Source organism: Pseudomonas sp. IT-P218, from assembly GCF_949767605.1.
GTDB classification, from domain to species: Bacteria; Pseudomonadota; Gammaproteobacteria; order Pseudomonadales; family Pseudomonadaceae; genus Aquipseudomonas; species Aquipseudomonas putida_AE.
Map to the genome: position 1 here is coordinate 188,367 of NZ_CATKQQ010000003.1, position 24,545 is coordinate 212,911.

At 61.7% G+C, this 24,545-nt stretch carries 26 protein-coding genes; 17 read left to right on the plus strand and 9 right to left on the minus strand.

What is annotated here, in order from left to right:
• Positions 1–2 precede the first annotated feature (2 nt).
• The 5 genes from gcvP (at position 3) to ACM6I6_RS02885 (ending at position 6,867) form a co-directional block, all read left to right on the plus strand.
• Complete coding sequence (gcvP, locus tag ACM6I6_RS02865; RefSeq protein WP_414919358.1) at positions 3–2,858, plus strand: aminomethyl-transferring glycine dehydrogenase; 2,856 nt, start codon at positions 3–5, stop codon at positions 2,856–2,858.
• Positions 2,859–2,992: 134 nt separating this feature from the next.
• Positions 2,993–4,249, plus strand: coding sequence for a serine hydroxymethyltransferase (glyA, locus tag ACM6I6_RS02870; RefSeq protein WP_274074795.1), 1,257 nt, complete (start codon positions 2,993–2,995; stop codon positions 4,247–4,249).
• Positions 4,250–4,391: 142 nt separating this feature from the next.
• Positions 4,392–5,348 (plus strand): lipoyl synthase, encoded by a 957-nt coding sequence (gene lipA, locus ACM6I6_RS02875; protein WP_414919359.1) that lies wholly within the window; start codon positions 4,392–4,394, stop codon positions 5,346–5,348.
• Positions 5,349–5,386: 38 nt separating this feature from the next.
• On the plus strand, positions 5,387–6,148 hold the full coding sequence (locus tag ACM6I6_RS02880; protein WP_414919372.1) for a M15 family metallopeptidase: 762 nt from the start codon (positions 5,387–5,389) through the stop codon (positions 6,146–6,148).
• Positions 6,145–6,867 (plus strand): L,D-transpeptidase family protein, encoded by a 723-nt coding sequence (locus tag ACM6I6_RS02885; protein WP_414919360.1) that lies wholly within the window; start codon positions 6,145–6,147, stop codon positions 6,865–6,867. Before ACM6I6_RS02880 ends, ACM6I6_RS02885 begins: the two co-directional genes overlap by 4 nt.
• Here the strand turns inward: ACM6I6_RS02885 and ACM6I6_RS02890 are convergent.
• From ACM6I6_RS02890 to ACM6I6_RS02910, 5 genes are all read right to left on the minus strand, one after another.
• On the minus strand, positions 6,770–7,873 hold the full coding sequence (locus ACM6I6_RS02890; RefSeq protein ID WP_414919361.1) for a sterol desaturase family protein: 1,104 nt from the start codon (positions 7,871–7,873) through the stop codon (positions 6,770–6,772). The genes ACM6I6_RS02885 and ACM6I6_RS02890 overlap by 98 nt on opposite strands.
• A 142-nt stretch (positions 7,874–8,015) precedes the next feature.
• Positions 8,016–9,422: a purine-cytosine permease family protein gene (locus tag ACM6I6_RS02895; protein WP_406592028.1), complete on the minus strand. Its 1,407-nt coding sequence runs from the start codon at positions 9,420–9,422 to the stop codon at positions 8,016–8,018.
• Positions 9,423–9,569: 147 nt separating this feature from the next.
• Complete coding sequence (locus tag ACM6I6_RS02900) at positions 9,570–11,417, minus strand: amidohydrolase (protein ID WP_414919362.1); 1,848 nt, start codon at positions 11,415–11,417, stop codon at positions 9,570–9,572.
• Positions 11,418–11,626: 209 nt separating this feature from the next.
• Complete coding sequence (locus ACM6I6_RS02905) at positions 11,627–12,826, minus strand: RHS repeat-associated core domain-containing protein (protein ID WP_414919363.1); 1,200 nt, start codon at positions 12,824–12,826, stop codon at positions 11,627–11,629.
• Positions 12,827–12,964: 138 nt separating this feature from the next.
• Positions 12,965–13,966, minus strand: coding sequence for a helix-turn-helix transcriptional regulator (locus tag ACM6I6_RS02910; RefSeq protein WP_414919364.1), 1,002 nt, complete (start codon positions 13,964–13,966; stop codon positions 12,965–12,967).
• 147 nt (positions 13,967–14,113) lie between these two features.
• On the opposite strand from ACM6I6_RS02910, the gene ACM6I6_RS02915 reads away from it, so the two are divergent.
• A complete protein-coding gene (locus ACM6I6_RS02915; protein WP_323608420.1) occupies positions 14,114–14,755 on the plus strand; it encodes a TetR/AcrR family transcriptional regulator in 642 nt (213 codons plus the stop codon).
• Between the two features lie 124 nt (positions 14,756–14,879).
• Here the strand turns inward: ACM6I6_RS02915 and ACM6I6_RS02920 are convergent, their stop codons facing one another.
• A complete protein-coding gene (locus ACM6I6_RS02920; protein WP_414919365.1) occupies positions 14,880–15,413 on the minus strand; it encodes a cysteine hydrolase family protein in 534 nt (177 codons plus the stop codon).
• Between the two features lie 68 nt (positions 15,414–15,481).
• Entirely contained in the window at positions 15,482–17,209 is a 1,728-nt protein-coding gene (gene ggt, locus ACM6I6_RS02925; protein ID WP_274074783.1) for a gamma-glutamyltransferase, read from the minus strand.
• A 136-nt stretch (positions 17,210–17,345) separates the two neighbouring features.
• Here ggt and ACM6I6_RS02930 point away from each other — a divergent pair, with 136 nt between their 5' ends.
• The gene (locus ACM6I6_RS02930; protein ID WP_274074782.1) at positions 17,346–17,846 is read left to right on the plus strand and encodes a methylated-DNA--[protein]-cysteine S-methyltransferase; all 501 of its coding nucleotides are present in this window, start codon (positions 17,346–17,348) and stop codon (positions 17,844–17,846) included.
• 15 nt (positions 17,847–17,861) lie between these two features.
• On the opposite strand, the gene ACM6I6_RS02935 is transcribed toward ACM6I6_RS02930, so the two are convergent.
• Entirely contained in the window at positions 17,862–18,299 is a 438-nt protein-coding gene (locus ACM6I6_RS02935; protein WP_408597439.1) for a hemerythrin domain-containing protein, read from the minus strand.
• A gap of 145 nt (positions 18,300–18,444) precedes the next feature.
• Between ACM6I6_RS02935 and ACM6I6_RS02940 the strand changes: the two genes are divergently transcribed.
• A complete protein-coding gene (locus ACM6I6_RS02940) occupies positions 18,445–18,870 on the plus strand; it encodes a GNAT family N-acetyltransferase (protein WP_414919366.1) in 426 nt (141 codons plus the stop codon).
• Between the two features lie 125 nt (positions 18,871–18,995).
• On the opposite strand, the gene ACM6I6_RS02945 is transcribed toward ACM6I6_RS02940, so the two are convergent.
• Positions 18,996–19,346: a hypothetical protein gene (locus ACM6I6_RS02945; protein WP_046817189.1), complete on the minus strand. Its 351-nt coding sequence runs from the start codon at positions 19,344–19,346 to the stop codon at positions 18,996–18,998.
• Between the two features lie 148 nt (positions 19,347–19,494).
• On the opposite strand from ACM6I6_RS02945, the gene ACM6I6_RS02950 reads away from it, so the two are divergent.
• The 9 genes from ACM6I6_RS02950 (at position 19,495) to ACM6I6_RS02990 (ending at position 24,493) form a co-directional block, all read left to right on the plus strand.
• Positions 19,495–19,743: a hypothetical protein gene (locus ACM6I6_RS02950; protein ID WP_034146936.1), complete on the plus strand. Its 249-nt coding sequence runs from the start codon at positions 19,495–19,497 to the stop codon at positions 19,741–19,743.
• A gap of 20 nt (positions 19,744–19,763) precedes the next feature.
• Positions 19,764–20,093 carry a DUF6388 family protein gene (locus ACM6I6_RS02955; protein WP_274074779.1) on the plus strand — a complete coding sequence of 110 codons (330 nt, stop codon included), beginning with the start codon at positions 19,764–19,766 and terminating at the stop codon, positions 20,091–20,093.
• Between the two features lie 25 nt (positions 20,094–20,118).
• Positions 20,119–20,823 carry a YoaK family protein gene (locus tag ACM6I6_RS02960; protein ID WP_274074778.1) on the plus strand — a complete coding sequence of 235 codons (705 nt, stop codon included), beginning with the start codon at positions 20,119–20,121 and terminating at the stop codon, positions 20,821–20,823.
• 198 nt (positions 20,824–21,021) lie between these two features.
• Positions 21,022–21,414, plus strand: a complete 393-nt coding sequence (gene tusD / locus ACM6I6_RS02965) for a sulfurtransferase complex subunit TusD (RefSeq protein WP_274074802.1) — start codon at positions 21,022–21,024, stop codon at positions 21,412–21,414.
• A 1-nt stretch (position 21,415) separates the two neighbouring features.
• Positions 21,416–21,778, plus strand: a complete 363-nt coding sequence (gene tusC, locus ACM6I6_RS02970; RefSeq protein ID WP_274074777.1) for a sulfurtransferase complex subunit TusC — start codon at positions 21,416–21,418, stop codon at positions 21,776–21,778.
• Positions 21,778–22,071, plus strand: coding sequence for a sulfurtransferase complex subunit TusB (gene tusB / locus ACM6I6_RS02975; protein ID WP_414919367.1), 294 nt, complete (start codon positions 21,778–21,780; stop codon positions 22,069–22,071). Before tusC ends, tusB begins: the two co-directional genes overlap by 1 nt.
• Entirely contained in the window at positions 22,068–22,403 is a 336-nt protein-coding gene (locus tag ACM6I6_RS02980) for a TusE/DsrC/DsvC family sulfur relay protein (RefSeq protein WP_323608415.1), read from the plus strand. Before tusB ends, ACM6I6_RS02980 begins: the two co-directional genes overlap by 4 nt.
• Positions 22,400–23,401: a glycosyl transferase family protein gene (locus ACM6I6_RS02985; RefSeq protein ID WP_414919368.1), complete on the plus strand. Its 1,002-nt coding sequence runs from the start codon at positions 22,400–22,402 to the stop codon at positions 23,399–23,401. Before ACM6I6_RS02980 ends, ACM6I6_RS02985 begins: the two co-directional genes overlap by 4 nt.
• A gap of 90 nt (positions 23,402–23,491) precedes the next feature.
• Positions 23,492–24,493: a glutathione S-transferase family protein gene (locus ACM6I6_RS02990; RefSeq protein WP_414919369.1), complete on the plus strand. Its 1,002-nt coding sequence runs from the start codon at positions 23,492–23,494 to the stop codon at positions 24,491–24,493.
• Positions 24,494–24,545: the final 52 nt, after the last annotated feature.

Here is a 24,545-nt window from a genome sequence, read left to right on the forward strand (position 1 = left end):
CCATGACCATCCGCCTCGACACCCATGACGAATTCATCGCCCGCCACATCGGCCCCCGCGCCGGTGACGAGCAGGCCATGCTCAACACCCTCGGTTTCGATTCCCTCGAAGCCCTGAGCGCCAGCGTCATCCCCGACAGCATCAAGGGCACCAGCGTGCTCGGCCTGGAAGACGGCCTGAGCGAAGCCGATGCCCTGGCGATGATCAAAGGCATCGCCGGCAAGAACCAGCTGTTCAAGACCTTCATCGGCCAGGGTTACTACGGCACCCACACGCCGTCGCCGATCCTGCGCAACCTCCTGGAAAACCCGGCCTGGTACACCGCCTACACCCCGTACCAGCCGGAAATTTCCCAGGGCCGCCTCGAAGCCCTGCTGAACTTCCAGACCCTGATCAGCGACCTCACCGGCCTGCCGATCGCCAACGCCTCGCTGCTGGATGAAGCCACCGCCGCCGCCGAAGCCATGACCTTCTGCAAGCGCCTGAGCAAGAACAAGGGCAGCCACCAGTTCTTCGCCTCCGTGCATTGCCACCCGCAGACCCTCGACGTGCTGCGCACCCGTGCCGAGCCGCTGGGCATCGACGTAGTCGTTGGCGACGAGCGCGAACTGACGGACGTGACGCCGTTCTTCGGCGCCCTGCTGCAGTACCCGGCGAGCAACGGTGACGTGTTCGACTACCGCGAACTGACCGAGCGCCTGCACGCCGCCAACGCCCTGGTGGCCGTGGCCGCCGACCTGCTGGCCCTGACCCTGCTGACCCCGCCGGGCGAATTCGGCGCCGATGTGGCCATCGGCAGCGCGCAACGCTTCGGCGTGCCGCTGGGCTTCGGTGGCCCGCACGCGGCCTACTTCTCCACCAAGGATGCGTTCAAGCGCGACATGCCGGGCCGCCTGGTCGGTGTCTCGGTCGACCGTTTCGGCAAGCCGGCCCTGCGCCTGGCGATGCAGACCCGCGAGCAGCACATCCGCCGCGAGAAGGCCACGTCGAACATCTGCACCGCGCAGGTGCTGCTGGCCAACATCGCCAGCATGTACGCCGTGTACCACGGTCCGAAAGGCCTGACGCAGATTGCCCAGCGTGTGCATCACCTGACTGCGATTCTGGCCAAAGGCTTGAGCGCACTGGGCTTGCAGGTTGAACAAGCGAACTTCTTCGACACCCTGACGATTGCCACTGGCGCCAACATCGCCAAGCTGCACGAGCAGGCCCATGCCCAGCAGATCAACCTGCGCGTGGTCGATGCTGAACGTCTGGGCCTCTCCCTGGACGAAACCAGCACCCAGGCCGACGTCGAAATCCTGTGGGCATTGTTCGCCGCGGGCCAGACCCTGCCGGACTTCGCCGCCCTCGCCGCTTCCGTCTCCAGCACCATCCCGGCCACCCTGGTGCGCCAGTCGCCAATCCTCAGCCACCCGGTGTTCAACCGCTACCACTCGGAAACCGAGCTGATGCGCTACCTGCGCAAGCTCGCCGACAAGGACCTGGCCCTCGATCGCACCATGATCCCGCTGGGCTCGTGCACCATGAAACTCAACGCCGCCAGCGAAATGATCCCGGTGACCTGGGCTGAATTCGGCGCCCTGCACCCGTTCGCCCCGGCCGAGCAAAGCGCCGGCTACCAGCAACTGACCGATGAACTGGAAGCGATGCTCTGCGCCGCCACCGGCTACGACTCGATCTCGCTGCAACCGAACGCCGGTTCCCAGGGTGAATACGCCGGCCTGCTGGCCATCCGCGCCTACCACCAGAGCCGTGGCGAAGACCGCCGCGACATCTGCCTGATCCCGTCCTCGGCCCACGGCACCAACCCGGCCACCGCGCAGATGGCCGGCATGCGTGTCGTCGTCACCGCCTGCGACGCCCGCGGCAACGTCGACATCGAAGACCTGCGCGCCAAGGCCATCGAGCACCGCGAACACCTCGCCGCGCTGATGATCACCTACCCGTCGACCCACGGCGTGTTCGAGGAAGGCATCCGCGAAATCTGCGGCATCATCCACGACCACGGCGGCCAGGTGTACATCGACGGCGCCAACATGAACGCCATGGTCGGCCTGTGCGCCCCGGGCAAGTTCGGCGGCGACGTGTCGCACCTGAACCTGCACAAGACCTTCTGCATTCCTCACGGCGGTGGCGGCCCGGGCGTCGGCCCGATCGGCGTCAAGTCGCACCTGACCCCGTTCCTGCCAGGCCATGCGCAAATGGCCCGCAAGGAAGGCGCGGTCTGCGCGGCACCGTTCGGCAGCGCGAGCATTCTGCCGATCACCTGGATGTACATCCGCATGATGGGCGGCGCGGGTCTCAAGCGTGCTTCGCAGCTGGCAATCCTCAACGCCAACTACATTTCCCGTCGCCTGGAAGAGCACTATCCAGTGCTGTACACCGGCAGCAACGGCCTGGTCGCGCATGAATGCATCCTCGACCTGCGCCCATTGAAAGACAGCAGCGGCATCAGCGTCGATGACGTCGCCAAGCGCCTGATCGATTTTGGCTTCCACGCCCCGACCATGTCCTTCCCGGTAGCGGGCACGCTGATGATCGAGCCGACCGAAAGCGAATCCAGGGAAGAACTGGACCGCTTCTGCGACGCCATGATCCGCATCCGCGAAGAAATCCGCGCAGTGGAAAACGGCACGCTGGACAAGGACGACAACCCGCTGAAGAACGCTCCGCACACCGCGGCGGAATTGGTCGGCGAGTGGTCGCATCCGTACAGCCGTGAGCAGGCTGTTTATCCGCTGGACACCTTGATCGACAGCAAATACTGGCCGCCCGTAGGCCGAGTCGACAACGTCTTCGGCGACCGCAACCTGATCTGCGCGTGCCCATCCATCGCCGACTACCAAGACGCATAACCCTGCGCGTAACCCTTGTAGGAGCTGGCTTGCCAGCGAAGCTTCTGGCGGCCTTGATGGCCCCTTCGCTGGCAAGCCAGCTCCTACAAGGTGTGTGCGCCCCCCCCTTTCGAGAACAACAGAGGACCTTCACCATGTTCAGCAAGCACGACCAGATCAAAGGCTACGACGACCAACTGCTGGCGGCGATGAATGCCGAAGATGCGCGCCAGGAACACCACATCGAGCTGATCGCCTCGGAGAACTACACCAGCCAACGGGTCATGGAGGCACAAGGCAGCGGCCTGACCAACAAGTACGCCGAAGGCTATCCGGGCAAGCGCTATTACGGCGGCTGCGAACACGTCGACGTGGTCGAACAACTGGCCATCGACCGCGCCAAACAGCTGTTCGGCGCCGACTACGCCAACGTCCAGCCGCACTCAGGCAGCCAGGCCAACGCCGCGGTTTACCTGGCGTTGCTGCAGGCCGGTGACACCGTGCTGGGCATGAGCCTGGCCCACGGTGGTCACCTGACCCACGGCGCCAAGGTGAGCTTTTCCGGCAAGCTCTACAACGCCGTGCAATACGGTATCGATACCGCGACCGGGTTGATCGACTACGACGAAGTCGAGCGCCTGGCCGTCGAGCACCAGCCGAAAATGATCATCGCCGGTTTCTCCGCTTACTCCAAGACCCTCGACTTCCCGCGCTTTCGCGAGATCGCCGACAAAGTTGGCGCCTATCTGTTCGTCGACATGGCCCACGTCGCCGGGCTGGTGGCCACCGGTCTGTACCCCAACCCGCTGCCCTATGCCGACGTGGTCACCACCACGACCCACAAGACCCTGCGCGGTCCGCGCGGTGGGCTGATCCTGGCCAGGGCCAATGCGGAACTTGAGAAAAAACTCAACGCCGCCGTATTCCCCGGTGGCCAGGGCGGCCCGCTGATGCACGTGATCGCCGCCAAGGCCGTGTGCTTCAAGGAAGCGCTGGAGCCGGCGTTCAAGACCTATCAGGCGCAAGTGATCCGCAACGCCCAGGCCATGGCGCAGGTGTTTATCGAACGAGGTTATGACGTGGTGTCCGGTGGCACCGACAACCACCTGTTCCTGGTCAGCCTGATCCGCCAGGGCCTGACCGGCAAGGACGCCGACGCCGCCCTGGGCCGTGCCGGCATCACCGTGAACAAGAACGCCGTGCCCAACGATCCGCAGTCGCCGTTCGTGACCTCGGGCCTGCGCATCGGTACACCGGCGATCACCAGCCGCGGGTTCAAGGAAGCCCAGAGCATCGAGCTGGCCGGCTGGATCTGCGACATCCTCGATCATCTCGGCGATGCCGATGTCGAGGCTCAGGTCGCCCGTCAGGCCGCTGCGATGTGCAGCGATTTCCCGGTCTACCGCGACTAAGCACACACCACAAAACCTGTAGGAGCTGGCTTGCCAGCGAAGACGTCGGCAAATTCAACATAGATGTTGATCGTTCGACCGCTTTCGCTGGCAAGCCAGCTCCTACAGGTCCGGTTCTTGTCTGACAGACCATCGGAAACCTATGAACAAAGTGCAAGTGGGCACCAAACTGCGCGGTGCGGAAAAGGTCGCGCGGATTCCGGTCAAGATCATTCCCACCGATGAATTCCCGCGCAAACCGGACTGGATCCGCGTGCGCATGCCGACCTCCCCCGAGGTTGACCGGATCAAGCAACTGCTGCGCAAACACAAGCTGCACAGTGTCTGCGAGGAAGCCTCGTGCCCGAACCTGGGCGAGTGTTTTTCCGGGGGCACCGCGACCTTCATGATCATGGGCGACATCTGCACCCGGCGCTGCCCGTTCTGTGATGTCGGCCACGGGCGTCCGAAACCCCTGGACGTCGATGAACCGGGCAACCTCGCCGTGGCCATCGCCGAACTGCGCCTCAAATACGTAGTGATCACCTCGGTGGACCGCGACGATTTGCGCGACGGTGGCGCCCAGCACTTCGTCGACTGCCTGCGCGAGATCCGCAAGCTGTCGCCGGGCATCCAATTGGAAACGCTGGTGCCGGACTATCGCGGACGGATGGACGTGGCCCTGGCGATTACGGCGCTTGAGCCGCCCGATGTGTTCAACCACAACCTGGAAACCGTGCCGCGCCTGTACAAGGCCGCGCGGCCGGGCTCGGATTTCGAGTGGTCGCTGGACCTGCTGCAAAACTTCAAGCAGCGGGTGCCGCACGTCCCCACCAAATCCGGGCTGATGCTGGGTCTTGGGGAAACCGACGAGGAAGTGATCGAAGTCATGCAGCGCCTGCGCGAGCACGATGTCGACATGCTCACCCTCGGCCAGTACCTGCAACCGTCGCGCAGCCACTTGCCGGTGCAGCGTTTCGTGCACCCGGACGTGTTTGCCTGGTTCGCCGAGGAAGGCGCGCGGATGGGCTTCAAGAACGTCGCGTCCGGGCCATTGGTGCGTTCGTCCTATCATGCCGATCAACAACTTCATGGAGGTGTGGCGGCTTTCAAGCCATGATGAGGTGACTTGTCATGGATTTCAGGAGGCCCGGCCCGATGCCCTTTGCCGCTCGATCATCGCTTTTGTTTTTAAGTCTTGCCCTGCCGTGCCTCGCCGGTGCCGAACCGAAGCCCGAGCACATGGTGTATTTGCGCACCATCGCCCCGGGCATCGAGCAGGACATCCGTTATGCCAGCGCCCACAATTTCACAGGGCACCCGCTCGACGGTTACGAAGCGCCCGAGTGCCTGTTGTCACAGGAGGCCGCCAAGGCCCTCGGCCGGGTGCAAACGGCGCTGCAGGCGCAAGGCTATGGCTTGAAGGTGTTCGATTGTTATCGCCCCAGCCGCGCGGTCGCCGACATGGGCCGCTTCGCCACGGATCCGGGCGATCCGCGCAAGGCCGAATTCTATCCACGGGTGGACAAGCAGGACTTCTGGCGCCTGGGTTATGTGGCGCGGGTGTCCAACCACTCCAAAGGCGGCACCGTCGACCTCAGCATGACGGGACCGGGCGCCCTGCCCGCCGACACCTGGACGCCGTCAGCCACACCAGTCGATTGCACCGCGCCTTATAATCAGCGTTGGCACGACGGCGCGGTCGACATGGGCACCGGTTTCGATTGCTTCGATGAGCGCGCCCATACCGATTCGACGTCGATCACGGAGGCGGCCATGGAAAATCGCCAGCGACTGACCCGCGCCATGGAACAGGAGGGATTCACCGGTTACTCCGCCGAGTGGTGGCACTTCACCTATACCCGTGATGCGTCGTTGAAGACCGTCATGGACTTCCCCATTACCCCGCTCGCGCCATGAACAGGCTTGGCAAAATCTGCGCGTGGCTGCTCCTGCTGCTGCCCTGTGCCGCGATGGCGCAAGGGCTCGATGGCAGTGGTCAGTTGATCGTGGTCACCAGCAACAACTGGAATGCCATCCAGGGCATCGCCCAACGGTATGAACGCCGCGGCAGCACCTTCGAAAAGGTCGAAGCGCCGTTTGCGGTGGTTCTCGGCAAACACGGCATGGGCTGGGGCAAGGGACTGCTCGACACCCGGCAACTTCAGGGGCCGGTGAAACAGGAAGGCGATGGAAAGGCACCTGCCGGGATGTTCAAACTGGGCAGCGCTTTTGGTTACGACGCTTCAGCTGACACTCGCCTGCCCTACCTCGCACTGACCTCGACCATCGAATGCGTGGATGACAGTCAGTCCACGCGTTACAACGAACTGGTCGACGGCGCCACGATTACAAAAGACTGGAACAGCGCCGAACGCATGCGTCGCAAGGATGACTTGTATCGCCAGGGCATCTTCATCGAGCACAACACACCGGCATCCCCGGCGGCCGGCTCGTGCATCTTCTTCCACATCTGGCGTGGCCCCACGGCACCGACCCGGGGTTGCACCGCGATGGACCCGACGGATATCGCTCGCCTGCTCAGTTGGCTCGACCCGCGCCAGGCTCCGCTGCTGGTGCAATTGCCCGAGGCGCAGTACGAGCAGTTGCGGGAACGCTGGCACCTGCCACCGCGCTGACCCCCAGCGGGCGCCTGGCCAGGCGGATCTTGCCCAGCGTGTCGACAAAGGGCGTGACGATCAGGCTGTACAGGCTCAAGTAACGGCCATGATCCGCCTCGCCGGTGCCGAAGCGGATGGGCTCCGGTTGCGCCTGGGTGACGTACAGCGTGCCGAACATCCAGTCCCAGAGTGACAGGTTGACCCCGAAGTTCTTGTTGAAATGTCGCGGTGCGTCGCTGTGGTGAATCTGGTGCTGGGCCGGGCTGTTCAGCACGTGCTCGACCCGCGGCCCGAAGGACAGCCAGACATGGCTGTGGCGCAGATTGGCTGCCAGGGCGTTGAGGATGAACACCATGTAGGTCACGCCGAACAGCGTGTAACGGCTGATCTCCCCGCCGCAGGCGTACCAGAAGATGCCGGCAAAGGCGCTGACGAACACGAGATCGATCAAGCGCTCGACCACCTTCTCGAGGAAATGCACCCGGCTCGCCGTTACCGGTACCAGCACGGTCGCCGAATGATGAACTTTGTGAAACGCCCACAGGTAGCGCGAGTGGTAAGCGCGGTGGGCCCAGTAATGGATGAAGTCCTGCAGCAGGAACACGCCCAGGCCATAGAGCAAGGACAGGGCCAGGTACTCCTCGACCTGCACCCGTGCGCCCCACAGCCGGGTGAAAAAGCGCATGTAGTCCCCGGAGCGCAATACGTACGGATCGACCAGGCCGATGATGGGCACCACCAGCAGGACTTTGAGGATGGCGCGCACGAAGTAGTAACGGTAATCGAGCAGCGCCGAAGGATGAAAATGCACGCGGTTGCCGCCGATGAACTGCCAGAAGGTGGGAGCGTCGGTCAGCCCGCGGGATCTGCGCCAGCGGAACAGGCCGTAGGCCACGGCGTAGGAGGTGAAAAGAAAGGCCACACAGAGACGACCATTGAGGTCGAAGAGCCCGAGGAACTGGTCGCTGACAGGCGCGATCAGCCACCGGTGCAGGTACTGGTCGATCGGTGCGAGAACATCCATGAAAGGCTGCCCCCTGCGCAAGTAGAGCGTTGGGTAGGTTCGAAAAACGCTTATCGCTGGAGCACGGCTTGCCGGCGATGACGATCTTGAGAACGCCTTCGCCGGCAAGCCGGCTCCTACAAAATGTTATTGCGGATGTATCTTATTCAGGTCTTTGAATTTCGGCAACTGGCACAACCCCTGTCGAGGTCTTGGCCATCAGGAAATACAGGATTCCCGGCACCACCAGGCCGACGATCCAGGAAATATCCACGCCGCCAAGTTGCGCGACCATCGGTCCGGAATAGAAATGGGTGTCGACGAAAGGCAGCTGGATCAACACGCCGATCACGTACACGCTGATGCCCGGCATGTTCCAGCGACCATAGCGTCCTGCCGGGTCGGACAAGGCCGGGATGTCATAACGCTCCTTGTTGATGAAGTAGTAATCCACCAGGTTGATCGCGCTCCAGGGGGTGAAGAACGTCAGCAGGAACAGGATGAAGTACTTGAACGAATTGAGGAACGAGTACTGGCCCAGCAGTGCGAGGGTGGTGGACGCCGCGACGATAACCAGCACGAACACCATGCGCTGGCCGGCGCTGAATTCCAGGCGACGGCGAAAGCCGCTGATGATGGTGGCCACGCACATGAAGCTGCCATAGGCATTGAGGGTCGACACCGTGACCTTGCCGAACACCACGCTCAGGTACAGCAGGGAAGCCATCACCCCGGTACTGCCCAGGCCGACGATGGTCGCCACTTCATGTCCGCGAAAGTTCGCCCCCGCCAACGCCGCGGCGAATACGCCCAACACCATCGACGCCTGGGCGCCCAGCACGGTGCCGAGGCCGACGGCGGCGAAGGTTTTCCAGGACGAGGTGTTGCTCGGCAGGTAGCGCGAATAGTCAGCCACGTACGGGCCAAAGGCGATCTGCCAGGAAGCCGACAGCGACACCGCCAGCAGGAAGGTGCTCCAGCTGAAGTGGCGGTTTTCCAGCAACAGGCCGATGTCGTTGAGGCTGATCAAGCGGCTGAACAGATAGACGAACGCGATCACGCCCAACACGCTGGCCACCCGCCCGACCAGGTGGATCACCCGGTAACCGAACATCGTCAGCAGTGCGATGCAGGCGGCGAAAATCAGGATGCCGGCACTGTCGCTGACGCTGATCAACTGGGCAATCGCCTGCCCCGACAACACCGCACCGGTGGCGCTGAAGCCAAGGTACATCAGGCACACCAGCACAATCGGGATCGCCGCGCCGTACACCCCGAACTGCACGCGGCTGGAAATCATCTGCGGCAACCCGAGCTTCGGCCCTTGGGCGGCGTGTAGCGCCACCACGGCGCCGCCCAGTATTTGGCCGATCAGCAGGCCGATGAGTGACCAGAACACATCACCGCCCAACACCACGGCCAACGCCCCGGTGACGATCGCGGTGATCTGCAGGTTGGCGCCGAGCCACAGGGTGAACTGGCTATAGAGACTGCCGTGGCGCTCGGCCTCGGGGATGTAATCGATCGAGCGGGTCTCGATCAGGGGACTTCGTTGCTGACTATCGGTCATTATTCTTGTTCTCTGCGAAAATAGAAGGCATGCACGCAATTCAAATGTGGGAGCGGGCTTGCTCGCGAAGGCGATGTAACAGTCAACATTAATGCCACCTGACACACCGCATTCGCGAGCAAGCCCGCTCCCACAGGGGGAATGCGTTTATTTTTGTTGTTCGGTCATGGCCACCTGCCCCACAAACGGCGCCTTCGCCCACACCACCTTGCCGCCCACCAGCGTCAGCAACACCTGATTGCGCCCCAACTCGTCCTCAGGCACCTGCATGAAGTTCTTGTCCAGGACGATCAGGTCGGCAAACTTGCCCACCTCGACCGAGCCCGTCACTTTTTCCAGCCTGAGTTGCTCGGCCGCATTCAGGGTGATGGTGCGCAGCACTTCGGCACGGGACAGCGACGGGTCATCGTTGAGCCTGCCCGCGTATTGGGGGCCATAGCTGTGCGGATTCTGTGGATCGCCCGCGCGGGTGACACCGATCTTCAGCGCGAGGAACTCGTCCAGCGGGTCCACCGGCCAGTCGCTGCCATACGCCACCCGGCCACCAGCGCGGGCGATGCTGCCCGAGGGTTCCATGCGGGAAAACCGCTCGGCGCCCAGATGCTCATTGGTCCCGTCCACCGTGGACGGTGCCTGCTGCGCCCACTGGAACGACATGTTGGCGGTCACGTCCAGCGCCTTGAAGCGCCCGTAATCGGCCGGGTCCACCGACTCGGCGTGGGTGATGGCCGGGCGGAACGGGTTGCCGGGCAATTGCTGGCGCACGTAGGCGATGCCGTTGAGCGAGTCGCGTACCGCGCGGTCGCCGGTGGCGTGCAGGTGCGGATCGAGACCGGCCTGGACGGCCTTGAGCAGCAGCGGATTGAGAACCTGGGGCGGGAAATACAGCTCGCCACGGTTCTTGCCCGGCGCCCATTTCGGTGCCTTTTCGGTGCCGGCGTTGTGCAGGTACGGCGTCAACATCGCCCCGGTGTCGGCCGGTGCGTTGATGATGCCGTCCATGAACAACTTGACGTGACGCATGCTCACGCCCGGCGCGACCTTGGTTTCCCCCTGGTCGTAGGTGCTGGCCAGCGCCTTGGCCTCGGCGATGGTTTTATCCGGGTCTGCAGTGGCGGCAGCCGGGTCCAGCTTGATCGCCAGCAAGGCCCGGGCGGTGAGTTCGCCGGACTGCGCGAGGGCGGTGAATGCCTTGGCGTTCTCCGGTCCCGACATGGCATCGAAGAAACTGGTGATGCCCTGCTGGCGCATGGCGTCGAGCGCGGCGCGGCTTTGCATCAGCTTCTCGGCGTCGGTGGCCGGGGGAACCACGGCGGCCATGGCATCCGCCGCGCCGTCCTCGCAGATGCCGGTCGGATTGCCGGCACTGTCGCGCACGTACTTGCCATCGCCGGGGTTGGCCGTGCGCTTGTCGATGCCCGCCACCGCGAGGCCGCGGGAGTTGACCAGCACGGTATGGAAGTCGGTGGAGCGCACCTGGATCGGGCGCCGGGTCTTGAGCGCATCGAGGGTCGATTTGTCGGCATCGCCGTCGAGGCCGGCCATGCCCATGCGATCCCAACTGCCGACTTCGAGCCAGACGTCGTCGCCCTTGTCCTTGTCCGCATCCAGACAGGCCTGGATGGTTTCCTGGAACATCTTGCGGGTCATCGTCTGGTACTTCAGATCGCACAAGGTCATGGCGCGACCGCCGTCCCCCGGATGCATGTGCGCATCGATGAAGCCCGGCATCAGCATGCGCCCGGCCAGATCGACCACTTGCGTCTGGCTGCCGATGTAAGAAGCAGCGCCCTCATCGCTGCCGACATACAGGATCTTCCCGTCCTTGACGGCAACCGCCTGCTGCACCGAATCCTTGCCGTCGACGGTGTACACGTAACCGTTGCGCATGACCATGTCGGCACTGGTCGAACCCTGGGTCTGGCACCCCACGAGCGCCACGCAGGACACGACCGTCGCACCGGCAACGGCGATAAATAGCCCGGAGAATTTCAATGGCCTCACCTCTGTTTTTATAGTTTTTGAAGGGCCCTGCCAGACTGCCGCGCAAGCCCTTGATATGCAGGGCATACCCTATAGGGCGCGGCATTCGAATGGACCTCTGCAAATGAGGAGGGGGCAAGAAAATAGTTTGGTTTGAGTGATGTATGCACGCCCTTCAGAATTGCACTGGAGGGTATGGAGCACATTTGCTGGAGAAGGCACTATCCCCTGCCTCGAGTATTTCCGTTGAAAAACTGAGGATATCGCTGCCGAAGATATGCGTTATTTAGTGGAGCTATATTTTCTTCCCTGATCCTGCGAATCAACATGCTTGGCATAACGCCTGGAACACTACCCGTCAGGCCGTTATCAATTCGTTCCAATACACGATCGGGGTCTAGATAGCCAAAAGCATTGAACGTGTGAGGAGCTGGAACAGATAGGTGATTTTCAATATTGATTCTGCCGCTTTGTTGATACACACCTAGTATTGCCTCGTGTTGCGGATGGCGTTGGTTTCTAAATATGGCGTCCAGCTCTGAACCCGATGTCGCATCGAACTGTCTTTGGTTTCTTGATGGATAAACCACTCTCCGCCGGTGTATGCCGGAGCTGTAGTTATGCCCCGCGATCTCTGAATTACCAACGCTCCTCGTAGAAAAACTCCTCAATCGATTGGATGTACCAGGCGTCGAAACGTTTAAGTTCTTTGTGGCAATACCCAGATTTTCAATCGCGGCAGGACTAACAAAATAATCACGAAAGATGCTTCCTCCGACTGGAAGAGATAAGTTGGCCCTGGCTTTTCCTAACCATCGCACCCCCAACGCCTTAGCTCTGGCGTTCCCTCGCCATCGCAAGCCCAACTCAATAACTCTGGAGGGTAAAATGAAATGCCCATTCTGATCGCTATTGTTCACTGGGTCCCCCAGACAATAGGCATACGAATTCACGCCCCCCTGCCCAAACGGGCTGAAACTGTCCGGGCTGTTAAACCGCATCAGCACCGGATTAAACGCCCGATACCCGTTCCCCAACAAATAGTACCCGGTCAGTGGGTCCACCCGTTCGCCGTTGAATCCCAGCAGACTAGACAATTCGTCAATATCAGGGCGGTGGCCATAAGCGGAATAGGCAATGGCCTTGGGTGCAGTGGCAGCAACGGCATGCAGCACCGAGCGTTGTTGATCAACGGCCAGTAACGCGGCTTCATCTATCACACCGTGGAGTCGTCGTTGCGCCAACAACTGGTCGCCGTTTTGGAACAGTGAATAACTAATTGTTCCTTGCACCTGGGTGGCCAAGTGACTTTTGCAGTAGAAGAGTTGCCGCTCGCAGGTACCTGTCAGCGTATGACCGATGAGTCGGTCCAGTGCGTCGTAGCGATACTGGTACATCAGCATTTCACGCGGACGTGACATCGGTGAGCACTCCTGAAGATCGAACGTCAGATGGACCGAGTATTGACGGTTCTACTCACGATGGGAACTAGCAGAACTGATAGGTGAACGGGCTGATAAAGCACCGGATCACCCACCGAAGTCCCCGACCCGCGACATTCAATCCCGGGGCACCGCAAGCGCATTTGGCGAACACAGCACCGAACCCAGTTCCACCTTGCTCTTCACGCCCAACTGCAAGTAACAGTTGCGCAGGTAGGTGCGCACTGTGGAGGGGCTGAGGGAAAGAATTTTGGCGATCTCCTTGTAGGAATGACCCGCCGCGAACAACATCGCCACCGTCCGCTCCCGAGGTGCCAGCACCGCACCGCGTGGCTGGGTTTCCAGCGACAGGATGACGTGCTCGGCGTTCGGGCTGAGGGTCAGTGCCGAGCGGCCCAGGCGCATGACGCAGGGCGCTTTGGGCAAGTGCGCGATGATTTTGTCGGGCAGCGTCGAGCCATTCCAGCCGGGCAACTCCCGTTGAATGACCGAGCACAACCCGGCGCCAATGTAGAGCAGGCCACCGTCGCGTCGTGCGACCCCAAAATCGCTGGCGCCGTTGCCGGTGTCGACGCAGATCATGTCCTGCACCTGGAATCGCCACAGCTGCAACAGGTGGTCGCAGAACGCGGAAAACAGATCGGCCTCGCCGTCGCTGAAGGCCATTGCATCGGCGCCACGGTAGAGGCAGACGAAAAACATCAAGCCGCTTTCCGGCAGCTCGAAGGTGATGCACATCAGGTGATAAAGATCATGGCGCCGGGCGAATGCATCCACTTCGGCGTTGGGGTCGTTGAAGCCGCTGTCGCGGATGACCTCGCCGGGACGGCTCAAGGTGTCATGGGAGAATCTGTCGCTGCCGGCGTTCTGTTGCCATTCGCCGGCAAACGAGTCAGGCAAATCGATGCGCCCGTGCATCCAGCTTTGCGGCGGTGCGCTGGCGACCGAGGTGGACATCTCGCCCCACCAAGCCGAAGCGAATGGCACCAGTTGACGGAGCGCCTGCAAGCCGTCGGCGATGAATTCGGCAGCGCCACGCTCGCGTGCCAGACGCCCCAGGTGCAACACGCAACGGTTGAACGCCTGCAGGGTGTTGCCACCCTGATTACCCTGCTCCATCGTGCCGATCCTGTTCGCTGCATGGTTTGTCGCCGGGACCATGCCACAGGCGCCACGATGGCGTCCACCGGCGGATTTGGGGATGAGACTGGCTCTATCGCTATATAGTTTTGTATATTTCGAAACTCAAATCGCCAAGAAGTCCCCATGAGCCGTATTCGCCAACACAACCAGCAGCTGATCCTGGAGGCCGCCAGCGCGGAATTTGCCGCCAGGGGCTTCGACGCCACCCAGACTCGCGACATTGCGGCGCGGGCCGGCGTGCCGAAAGCCAACCTGTACTATTACTTCCAGAGCAAAGAAAACCTCTACGCCAAGGTGCTGCTCGGGTTTGTCGAGCCGCTGCTGGAAGCCTCTGCGGTGCTGCGCGAGAGCGACGACCCGTTGGTGAGCCTGCCGGCCTACATCGAGGCGCGGATTCGTATCGCCCGGGAGCACCCGCACATTGCAAAGGTGTTCAGCGATGAGCTGTTGTTGGGCGCCAAGCACCTGCCCGAGGAATGTCGAGACCTGCTGTACGCCGAGGCCCGGCGCAACGTCGAATGCCTGGGCAGCTGGATCGAACGGGGTGTTCTGGCGCCAGTGGATCCGGAGCATCTGATGTTGTTCATCTGGTCGGCGACGCGCACGTACACCAACCTGGGATGGCAGATGGCGCATATCACCGGGCGCGGGACGCCACAGGACGAGGATTACGACAACGCGGCGGCGACCATTACCCGGCTGGTGCTGGGCGGCGTGGTGCCGTTTGTGGTGCGGGAAGACAGGGTTTTGAAGTTTGCGACTTGAACTGGGCGAGCGCTGCATTCCCCTGTAGGAGCCCGGCTTGCCGGCGAAGGCGCCCGCAAGACCAGCGCAATATTCAAGGACGCCTTCGCCGGCAAGCCGGGCTCCTACAAGGGGACTGCGTAGCTTAAAACAGGACTTTTGCGGCCGGGACCACGTCGATCCGTGCCACCGAACCGGTCAGGTGCGCCAGGTCCTTGTTGTGCTCGGCAATGATGTCTTCGGCGCTGAGGTTGCCGTTGTCGACCGTGGAGTGCGCGTCCGCCGCCAGCACCACGTCGTAGCCCAGTTTCAACGCCTGGCGCACCGTGGCGTTGACGCAATAATCGGTTTGCAGCCCGCAGATGACCAGGCGCTCGAAGTCATCGATCGGCAACAGCTTCTGCAGGTTGGTCTGGTAGAACGAATCCGGGGTGGTCTTGCGTACGCGCGCATCCTTCGCTGAAGTTTCCAGCCCTTCGGCCAGTTGCCAGCCCGCCGCCTCATGGGCAAAGGGACTGCCCTTTTCCTCGTGCTGGATGAACACCACCGGCACGCCGGCCTTTCGCGCCCGGGCAGAGAGTTCGTTGATGGTGGTGATGACACGCGAGATCTGAAAACACTCGTACTCGCCTGCGCACAAGGCTTGCTGTACATCGATGATCAGCAGTGCAGTGGTCATGGTTCCTTCCTTGAAGAAGTCAGTGGATCAGGGACGAACATAAGTCCGTCCCCCTCCAAACACAAGCCTCAGTAGCCGAGCGACAACCCGGTATTACGCCGTGGATCGTTGGCCCCGTAGAAACGGTTCTTGCCCACCGGCTTGCCCTCCAGCGACGGCGCGCCCACCAGGATCGCCGCCAGGTGGTTGGCATCCTGGGGACCGGCAAACTTGTGGCCCCAGCTTTCGAGGATCTTCACCGTGTCCGGGCTGGTGGTGAAGGTCTCCAGGTTGGTTTCCTCCGGCAGCCATTGCTGGTGGAAACGCGGTGCATCGACCGCTTCCTGGATGTTCATGCCGTAGTCGATGACGTTGAGCATGGTCAGCAGGGTCGCGGTGATGATACGGCTGCCACCGGGGGTGCCCACCACCATCACCACTTTGCCGTCCTTGGTGACGATGGTCGGGCTCATGGACGACAGCGGCGCCTTGCCGGGTGCGATGGCGTTGGCCTCGCCCTGCACCAGGCCGTACATGTTGGGTACGCCGATCTTCGAGGTGAAGTCGTCCATTTCATCGTTGAGGATGACCCCGGTCTTGCTCGCCATGACTCCGGCACCGAACCAGTCGTTGAGGGTGTAGGTCACCGACACCGCATTGCCCCATTTGTCGACGATGGAGTAATGGGTGGTGTTGCTGCCTTCATGGGGGGCTACGCCAGGCTTGAGGTCCTTGGACACCCCGGCCTTTTGCGGGCTGATGGCTTCACGCAGCTTGGTCGCGTAGTTTTTGTCGAGCAGATGCGCGATCGGGTTTTTCACGAAGTCCGGGTCGCCCAGGTAGCTGTTGCGGTCCACATAGGCGTGGCGCATCGCTTCGATCTGGTAATGCATGCCCTGGGCCGAGTGGTAGCCCAGGTCCTTCATCGGATAGCCTTCGAGGATGTTCATGATCTGGCAGATCACCACTCCGCCGGAGCTCGGTGGCGGTGCCGAGACCACATGGTAGCCGCGGTAGTCGCACTCGATGGGCGCCAGTTCGCGGGTCTTGTACTTGTCGAGGTCGGCCTGGGTGATGATGCCCTTGTTGGCCTGGCTGGAGGTGACGATGGCGTCGGCCACCCAGCCCTTGTAGAAGCCGTCGGCGCCTTTCTCGGAGATCTCCCGCAGGGTCTTGCCGAGGTCTTTCTGCACCAGTTTCTGCCCGACCTGCATCGGCTCGCCATTGCTCAGGAAGATCGCGCCGGAATCCTTGATGTCCTTCTTGAACACGTCGGTGGCGTACTCCAGCAACTCGACGTCACCCTGCTCCAACTCGAAACCGTCTTCGGCGAGCTTGATGGCCGGGGCGATCACTTCCTTGCGCGGTTTGGTGCCGTATTTGGAGAGCGCCAGTTCCATGCCGGACACGGTGCCCGGCACGCCGACGGCCAGGTGACCGCGGGTGCTCAGGTCGGGGATGACGTTGCCCTCTTTGTCCAGGTACATGTCGGCGGTGGCGGCCAGCGGGGCTTTTTCACGGAAGTCGAGGAACGTCTTGCGCCCGTCCGCCAGTTGGATGGTCATGAAACCACCACCCCCCAGGTTACCCGCCGCGGGATAGACCACCGCCAACGCGTAACCCACCGCAACAGCGGCGTCGACCGCGTTGCCACCGTTCTTCAGCACATCCACGCCCACATGGCTGGCCAGGTGCTGGGCGGTGACCACCATGCCGTTTTCGGCGGCGACCGGGGCCACGGAGGCCGCATGGGCCATCAGGCAGCTGAGCGCCAATGAGGTCGCAATCAGCGATTTGGCAAAAGGTTCGTACTTCATGAGTCGGTCTCTTCTTCTTATTTAAGTAGGAAAACGCATCAAAAGCCGTAGGCAAGTATGGTCGCGATTGCGTATTGCGCCTCCTCGGTGAAGCAGTATCCTTAACGCCTGTTCAACAATCGGCGATGCTTGCGACATGACCTACACCTGCATCACCCTGGCGTCACCGGTCGGCGAGTTGAAGCTGGTGGCGAACGGTTCACGTCTGGCGGCCATCCTCTGGGAAAACGACAAACCGGGCCGGGTGCGCCTGGGGCCGATGAGTGAAGCGCCGGACAACCCGCTCCTGCAACGCACCGCGCAACAACTGCGCGAATACTTCGCGGGCACGCGCCAGTCTTTCGAGCTTGAGCTTGATTTCGTCGGGACGGACTTTCAGAAGAAGGTCTGGATGGCCTTGTTGACCATCCCCTTCGGCGAGACCCGCAGCTACAGCCAGATCGCCACGCAGATAGGCAACCCGAGCGCGGTGCGGGCAGTGGGCGCGGCGAATGGGAGGAATCCGATTTCGATCATCGCGCCCTGTCACCGGGTGATTGGCGCGTCGGGGAAACTGACCGGGTTCGCCGGGGGGCTGGAGGCGAAGCAGACGTTGCTCAGCCTGGAAAGCCGAACACCTCGCCTGCCCGGGTTTTGATTTGTCGGGTTTACCTCACGCAAGCTGCGCCTGGTATTCCTTCTCGTATTGGCCCGCCAGCGACTCTTTCTGCTTGTCGTCAAGCAACTTGCCGGCCATCTGGAAGAACTTCTGCTCCTCTTCCTCGAGATGGTGATGAACCTTTTCCGACAGCTTCTTCGCGGTCGCGAGCCAGGACGGGCTGGACATCTCTGTACTGTCCAGTTCTTCCATCATTTCATCCATCTCGTGGTGCTCGGCGATCGCGTGGCGGCTCAAGTCGACGCCGTTGTCGAACTCCATCAGCGGGATGTAGAAATGCCGCTCTTCGGCGGTTTCGTGAGCCTGCAGTTCTGACTTGAGCTGCTTGTACGCCTCGACGCGTTCAGGGCTATCGCCGCTGGTGCGGATCAAGGCTTTGGCGTAGGTACGCTGGCGCTCGTGGCTTTCGCGCAAGGCTTCGAAAATATTCACGGAATGTCCTCATCGGTCGCACTCTGGAATGGCGCGTCACAGTAAATGACATCTGCGTATTGGCGAGGGTTCCACTGGCTGAGGGTGCTGGAACAATGACAGGGACCACGATAGGCTGCCGGTTCACTGCCATAAGGATATAGCCATGAACCTGCGAATAGAGTTTTCGCCCACCCCCACGGAAGAAGAGCGCCAGGCCATCCTGCTGCCGCTGCGCGCCTACAACGCCTCGAAGGCCGACGGCGCGGTACCCGAGCACATCGCCCTGCTGGTGCGCGACGATAAGGATGCGATCCTCGGCGGCCTTTATGCCCGGTTGTTTTACCAGTGGATGTTCATCGACCTGCTGTCGGTACCGGAACAGGCCCGGGGACAGGGCATGGGCACCCGGCTGATGCAGATGGCCGAAGAGCTGGCGCGGGAGAGGAAGTGCGTAGGAATGTGGCTCGACACCTTTGAATTCCAGGCGCCGGAGTTCTACAAAAAATGCGGCTATAGCGAGATCGGGCACATTGCCGATTACCCGCCGGGGTACAAGCATTTCTTCTTCCAGAAACGCCTGAGCTACTGACCACAACACAAAAACCCTGTGGGAGCGGGCTTGCTCGCGAAAGCGGTTTTTCATTCAACATCGATGCTGACTGACCCACCGGCTTCGCGAGCAAGCCCGCTCCCACATGGGGAATTGCATTGACCTTAAAGGCAGGTGGCCAACGCCGCCAACCGCCGCTTGGCGACAAAATCATCCTGCTGCGCGTAATAACTCAACACCGTGCCCGAGGCATCGGTGGTCACGTCGACAAAAGACTCCGCCGAGCGGGTGTACACGGTGGTGCTGCCCTTCTCTCCCGGTTCCAGGTACGCGGCAGCATCGACACCGAACACCGCTTCGTCCTGCCATGAAAACTGCACGCACTGGGCGACGTCCTTGGCCGGCTTGTCCGAGTTGAGGGTCTTGTACGGGGCCTTGGTACGAGCGTCGTTCATCGCCGAGCTCGCGCATCCCGCCAGCAAGGTAACGGCCAGCGCCACCATCAGAATTCGCATTGCATTCACTCATCAGGAAAAAGCGGACTGTATCACCGTGGCACTGCGTATCGTTCTGCTTTACTTCATTTATACCGCGACAGCGCCTGACGATTCGCGCACCCTGTCGCGCCAATAGCGCTGTATTGCACTTTTCACTGGAAGCCCCATGACACCCAATGCCGAATTCTACAAACCGACCACTGAATACGCCGACAAACTGATCAGCCAGATCGGTCAGACACCTTCCTGGATCGCCAAGCGAATCGGCGTCACCGACAAGCGCATTCGGTACATCCTCGACGGCGAAAGAACCGTCAAGGGCGAAACCACGCCGATCCAGATGACCTATACCGAGCAGTTCGCCCTCGAGTGCCTGGCGGCAGCGGCCAAGGCCAGCAAGAAACAGTCTTCATAATCCATTCCCAAGGAGTGACCATGGCGGCATCCGAGCAGCAACACGAACATGCACTGAAGAAGTTTCTCGACGAGCGTCCCGAACTGCGCGTCGAGCTCGACAACCTCAACCCGCTGCTGGCCCAGGCCAAGGGCGAAACCCTCGCGCAGTTTCGCGATGAACGCCTGCATGAGGCCTTCGAAGCCGAAGCCGAACAACAGGGTTTGTTTGCCTGGGAGCTGACGCTGCTTTTGACCGCCGCCACACCAGAGGAATACCAGGCCCAACGCCTGGAAGTGCACAAGGAAGTCGCGGAAATGGCCGGCATGGACTGGCTGGAGTATTGCGACCTGTACGGGATAACCCCCTGACCACCGCTCGAGGACGTCACCGCCAATGCTGCCTTCCGCCTCCAGGACCCACGCCAGCCCCGGACACCTGCACACGCAGAAATGGCGCGGACGAATCGGCATGAGCCTGGTGGCCATGCTCTCGGTGCTAGCCGGCATGACCGACGCGATCGGTTTCATGGCCAGCGGCGACTTCGTCTCGTTCATGAGCGGCAACACCACGCGAATGGCGGTGGCCATCAGTGCCGGCGACCTGGGGTTGACCCTGCGCCTGGTGATCCTCATCGCCACCTTCATTGTCGGCAATGCGCTGGGCATTATCGTCAGCCGCCTGGGCCGGCGCCGGTCACTGCCCTTGCTGTTGTGCATTGCCGCCCTGCTGTGCGCCGCGGCGGCCTGGCCCTACGACAATCAACTGCCCGCCCTGCTGGCGGCGATCATCGCCATGGGCATGCTCAATGCTGCCGTGGAAGAGGTCAACGGCCTGCCGGTCGGCCTGACCTACGTCACCGGCGCCCTGTCGCGCTTCGGCCGTGGGCTGGGGCGCTGGATGCTCGGCGAGCGCCGCAATGGATGGAGGGTGCAATTGATCCCCTGGACCGGCATGTTTGCCGGTGCGGTGCTCGGTGCGGTGCTGGAACATCATTTCGGGCTCAAGGCGTTGTTTGCCAGCGGCTTGCTGGCGGCGGCGCTGGGGCTGTTGTCGTTGAAGATTCCGCGGCGTTGGCAGTTGGGGTATATGCCACGCTGAGCTTTATGTCGCCTAGGCGGGCCTCTTCGCTGGCAAGCCAGCTCCTACAGTTGATCTGTGGCGATCTGCAATTTTGTGACCGACGCATTTCCTGTAGGAGCTGGCTTGCCAGCGAAGAGGCCCGCACAGGCGACATCGATTTAGCCCCTGCGCCGATAAAGCTTTATCATGGCCGCAGTTTCGCTGATCGAGTCCGCCATGAAGTTCGCCATCGCCGTATTTTCCGCCGCCCATGCGCCCTCCTCGCGCCGCGCCTTGCTGTTCGCCCAGGCTGTGCTGGCCGGTGGGCATGAGATTGTCCGGCTGTTTTTCTACCAGGATGGCGTCTACAACGCGTCCGCCAGCGTGGTCACGCCCCAGGACGAGCTGGACTTGCCCAAGCAATGGCGCGCCTTCGTCAGCGAACACCAATTGGATGGCGTGGTGTGCATCGCCGCCGCCCTGCGCCGTGGGGTGTTGAACGAAGAAGAAGCCAAACGCTATCAGCGCGAAGCTGTCGCCGTCGGCGCGCCGTGGGAATTGTCCGGGCTCGGCCAGTTGCACGATGCGGTGCAGGACGCCGACCGCCTGATCTGCTTCGGAGGTGCGTGAGATGGCCAAATCCTTGCTGATCATCAGCCGCCAATCGCCATGGTCCGGGCCGGGCGCGCGGGAAGCGCTGGACATCGTGCTGGCGGGCGGTGCCTTCGATTTGCCGATCGGCCTGCTGTTTCTCGACGACGGCGTGTTCCAGCTCGCCGCGAAACAGGACGCCAGGGCCCTGCAACAGAAAGACTTGAGCGCCAACCTGCAGGCCTTGCCGATGTTCGGCGTCGAAGAACTGTTTGTCTGTGCCGACAGCGTTGCCGAACGCGGCCTGGACCCTGGCGCCTTGTCGCTTGCGGAAGCCCGCGTGTTGGCCGCCGACGAAATCACTGCGCTCATTGACCGTTACGACCAGGTGATCACCCTCTGATGTCGACTTTGCATGTGTTGTCTCATTCCCCGTTCGGCGACGACCGCCTGAACAGTTGCCTGCGCCTGATCGGTAGCAACGACTCGCTGCTGCTGTGCGGCGACGCGGCCTATGCCCTGCAGCCCGGCACCGCACCTTTTACGGCGCTGAATGCCCGCGGCCTGACACTCTACGTGTTGACCGAAGATGCCCAGGCCCGGGCTATCGACGTGCCAGGCTGGGCAACGGCTGTGGATTACCCGGCCTTCGTCGAACTGTCGATCCACCATGACAAGGTCAACAGCTGGTTATGAATGTATTGACGGTCGGCGCGCGCGCCATCGAGCTGGACAAGGACGGTTTTCTTGTGGATCTCAGCGACTGGTCGGCGGATGTCGCCAGTGCCCTGGCCGCCGCCGAAGACATCGAGTTGAGCCCCGAGCACTGGGAGATCCTCGAACTGCTGCGCAGCTTCTACGCCGAATTCCAGCTGTCGCCGGCCACCCGGCCGCTGATCAAGTACACCACATTGAAACTCGGCCCGGACAAAGGCAACAGCCTGCACCTGAACCGACTGTTCAAAGGCACCCCTGCCAAACTCGCCGCAAAACTGGCGGGCCTGCCCAAACCGACGAATTGCCTATGACCGACTACCCAGCGCTGACCCTCGAAACGCCCGCCGAGCACCCGTTCGCCCAATTCGTGCGGATCCTCGGCAAAGGCAAGCGTGGCGCCCGCGACCTGACGCGTGAAGAAGCCCGCGCCGCCATGGGCATGGTGCTTGACGACAAGGTCGAGGACACCCAGCTTGGTGCCTTCCTGATGCTGCTGCGCCACAAGGAAGAAAGCGCGCAGGAAATGGCCGGCTTCACCGAAGCCCTGCGTGAACGCTTGCAGGCGCCGGCCCTGGCGGTGGATCTGGATTGGCCGACCTATGCCGGCAAGAAACGTCATCTGCCGTGGTATCTGCTGGCGGCCAAGTGCCTGGCACAGAACGGTGTGCGCATCTTCATGCATGGCGGCGGCGCGCACACTGCGGGTCGGCTCTACAGCGAACAATTGCTGGATGAGCTGAACATCCCGTTGTGCCGCGACTGGCAGAAGGTCGGCACGGCGCTGGACAACGGCGGCCTGGCCTTCATGCCGTTGGTGGACTGGGCACCGCAGCTGCAACGCATGATCGACCTGCGCAACACCCTCGGCCTGCGCTCGCCAATCCACTCGCTGGCGCGAATCCTCAACCCGCTGGGTGCCCGTTGCGGCCTGCAAAGCATCTTCCACCCCGGCTACCAGGCGGTGCACCGCGATGCCAGCGGCTTGCTCGGCGACACGGCGATCGTGGTCAAGGGCGATGGCGGCGAGATCGAGATCAACCCCGACGCTGACAGCCACCTGTACGGCACCCGCGGTGGCGAGAGCTGGGATGAGCAATGGCCGCAACTGTCGAGTCAGCGCCACGTCAAACCCGCCAGCCTGGAACCTGCGCATTTGAAGGCGGTATGGCGCGGCGATGTCGTCGACAGTTACCCGCAAATGGCCCTGATCTCGACCATGGCCCTGGCGTTGCGCGGCCTGGGCCAGAGCCGCGAGCAAGCGTTCGAAACTGCCCAGCAATACTGGGATGCGCGGGATAAATCGATTTAATCGATCATAACCCTTCAAGCTTTGCGCTTTTTTATCGAACCTAACAGCCTAGACTCTTCTCCAACGCTTATCGGTTGAGGAGTCTCGGACATGGGTTTGTTAGTTGAAGGTCGCTGGCAGGACAAATGGTACGAAAGCAGCAAGGACGGCGCGTTCCAGCGTGAACAGGCGCAGCGTCGCAACTGGGTCACGGCTGACGGCCAACCCGGCCCAAGTGGTGTCGGTGGCTTTGCTGCCGAGGCTGGCCGCTATCACCTCTACGTATCCCTCGCTTGTCCGTGGGCGCACCGCACACTGATCCTGCGCAAACTCAAGGGCCTCGAAAGCCTGATCGATGTGTCGGTAGTCAGCTATCTGATGCTGGAAAACGGCTGGACCTTCGACAAGTCCCACGGCTCCACCGGCGACAAGCTCGATCACTTCGACTTCATGCACCAGCGCTACACCGCCGACACCGCCGACTACACCGGCCGCGTCACCGTGCCTGTGCTGTGGGACAACCAGCAGAAGCGCATCGTCAACAATGAATCGGCGGAAATCATCCGCATGTTCAACGGCGCCTTCGATGAATTGACCGGCAATGACCTGGATTTCTATCCGGCTGCGCTGCGCGGTGAAATCGATGCGCTGAACGAGCGGATCTATCCGGCTGTGAACAACGGCGTGTACCGCGCCGGGTTTGCCACGTCGCAGAGCGCTTATGAACAAGCCTTCGATGAATTGTTTGCCGAGCTGGATCGACTGGAGCAGTTGCTGGGCGCCAACCGTTACCTGGCCGGTGAGTACCTGACCGAAGCGGACATCCGCCTGTTCACCACGTTGATTCGTTTCGATGCGGTGTATTACGGGCACTTCAAATGCAACCTGCGGCGGATCGCGGATTATCCGAATCTGTCGAACTGGCTAAGGGAGATTTACCAGTGGCCGGGGATTGCCGAGACGGTGAGTTTTGAACACATCAAGAATCACTACTATGGCAGCCACAAGACCATCAATCCGACGGGGATCGTGCCGAAGGGGCCGCAGCAGAATTTTACCACCCCGCATGATAGAGAGCGGTTGAGTGGGAAAGGGGTTTGGCGCAAGGCCTGAGATTAATGCAGGTTTTGAGGGCCCCAATCGCCAGCAGGCTGGCGCCCACACA

What these genes read in the sequence shown, in the direction of transcription:
- gcvP (WP_414919358.1), top strand. Translation starts at nt 3, where the DNA reads ATGACCATCCGCCTCGACACCCATGACGAATTCATCGCCCGCCACATC.
- glyA (WP_274074795.1), top strand. Translation starts at nt 2,993, where the DNA reads ATGTTCAGCAAGCACGACCAGATCAAAGGCTACGACGACCAACTGCTG.
- lipA (WP_414919359.1), top strand. Translation starts at nt 4,392, where the DNA reads ATGAACAAAGTGCAAGTGGGCACCAAACTGCGCGGTGCGGAAAAGGTC.
- ACM6I6_RS02880 (WP_414919372.1), top strand. Translation starts at nt 5,387, where the DNA reads ATGCCCTTTGCCGCTCGATCATCGCTTTTGTTTTTAAGTCTTGCCCTG.
- ACM6I6_RS02885 (WP_414919360.1), top strand. Translation starts at nt 6,145, where the DNA reads ATGAACAGGCTTGGCAAAATCTGCGCGTGGCTGCTCCTGCTGCTGCCC.
- ACM6I6_RS02890 (WP_414919361.1), bottom strand. Translation starts at nt 7,873, where the DNA reads ATGGATGTTCTCGCACCGATCGACCAGTACCTGCACCGGTGGCTGATC.
- ACM6I6_RS02895 (WP_406592028.1), bottom strand. Translation starts at nt 9,422, where the DNA reads ATGACCGATAGTCAGCAACGAAGTCCCCTGATCGAGACCCGCTCGATC.
- ACM6I6_RS02905 (WP_414919363.1), bottom strand. Translation starts at nt 12,826, where the DNA reads ATGTCACGTCCGCGTGAAATGCTGATGTACCAGTATCGCTACGACGCA.
- ACM6I6_RS02910 (WP_414919364.1), bottom strand. Translation starts at nt 13,966, where the DNA reads ATGGAGCAGGGTAATCAGGGTGGCAACACCCTGCAGGCGTTCAACCGT.
- ACM6I6_RS02915 (WP_323608420.1), top strand. Translation starts at nt 14,114, where the DNA reads ATGAGCCGTATTCGCCAACACAACCAGCAGCTGATCCTGGAGGCCGCC.
- ACM6I6_RS02920 (WP_414919365.1), bottom strand. Translation starts at nt 15,413, where the DNA reads ATGACCACTGCACTGCTGATCATCGATGTACAGCAAGCCTTGTGCGCA.
- ggt (WP_274074783.1), bottom strand. Translation starts at nt 17,209, where the DNA reads ATGAAGTACGAACCTTTTGCCAAATCGCTGATTGCGACCTCATTGGCG.
- ACM6I6_RS02930 (WP_274074782.1), top strand. Translation starts at nt 17,346, where the DNA reads ATGACCTACACCTGCATCACCCTGGCGTCACCGGTCGGCGAGTTGAAG.
- ACM6I6_RS02940 (WP_414919366.1), top strand. Translation starts at nt 18,445, where the DNA reads ATGAACCTGCGAATAGAGTTTTCGCCCACCCCCACGGAAGAAGAGCGC.
- ACM6I6_RS02945 (WP_046817189.1), bottom strand. Translation starts at nt 19,346, where the DNA reads ATGCGAATTCTGATGGTGGCGCTGGCCGTTACCTTGCTGGCGGGATGC.
- ACM6I6_RS02950 (WP_034146936.1), top strand. Translation starts at nt 19,495, where the DNA reads ATGACACCCAATGCCGAATTCTACAAACCGACCACTGAATACGCCGAC.
- ACM6I6_RS02955 (WP_274074779.1), top strand. Translation starts at nt 19,764, where the DNA reads ATGGCGGCATCCGAGCAGCAACACGAACATGCACTGAAGAAGTTTCTC.
- ACM6I6_RS02960 (WP_274074778.1), top strand. Translation starts at nt 20,119, where the DNA reads ATGCTGCCTTCCGCCTCCAGGACCCACGCCAGCCCCGGACACCTGCAC.
- tusD (WP_274074802.1), top strand. Translation starts at nt 21,022, where the DNA reads ATGAAGTTCGCCATCGCCGTATTTTCCGCCGCCCATGCGCCCTCCTCG.
- tusC (WP_274074777.1), top strand. Translation starts at nt 21,416, where the DNA reads ATGGCCAAATCCTTGCTGATCATCAGCCGCCAATCGCCATGGTCCGGG.
- tusB (WP_414919367.1), top strand. Translation starts at nt 21,778, where the DNA reads ATGTCGACTTTGCATGTGTTGTCTCATTCCCCGTTCGGCGACGACCGC.
- ACM6I6_RS02980 (WP_323608415.1), top strand. Translation starts at nt 22,068, where the DNA reads ATGAATGTATTGACGGTCGGCGCGCGCGCCATCGAGCTGGACAAGGAC.
- ACM6I6_RS02985 (WP_414919368.1), top strand. Translation starts at nt 22,400, where the DNA reads ATGACCGACTACCCAGCGCTGACCCTCGAAACGCCCGCCGAGCACCCG.
- ACM6I6_RS02990 (WP_414919369.1), top strand. Translation starts at nt 23,492, where the DNA reads ATGGGTTTGTTAGTTGAAGGTCGCTGGCAGGACAAATGGTACGAAAGC.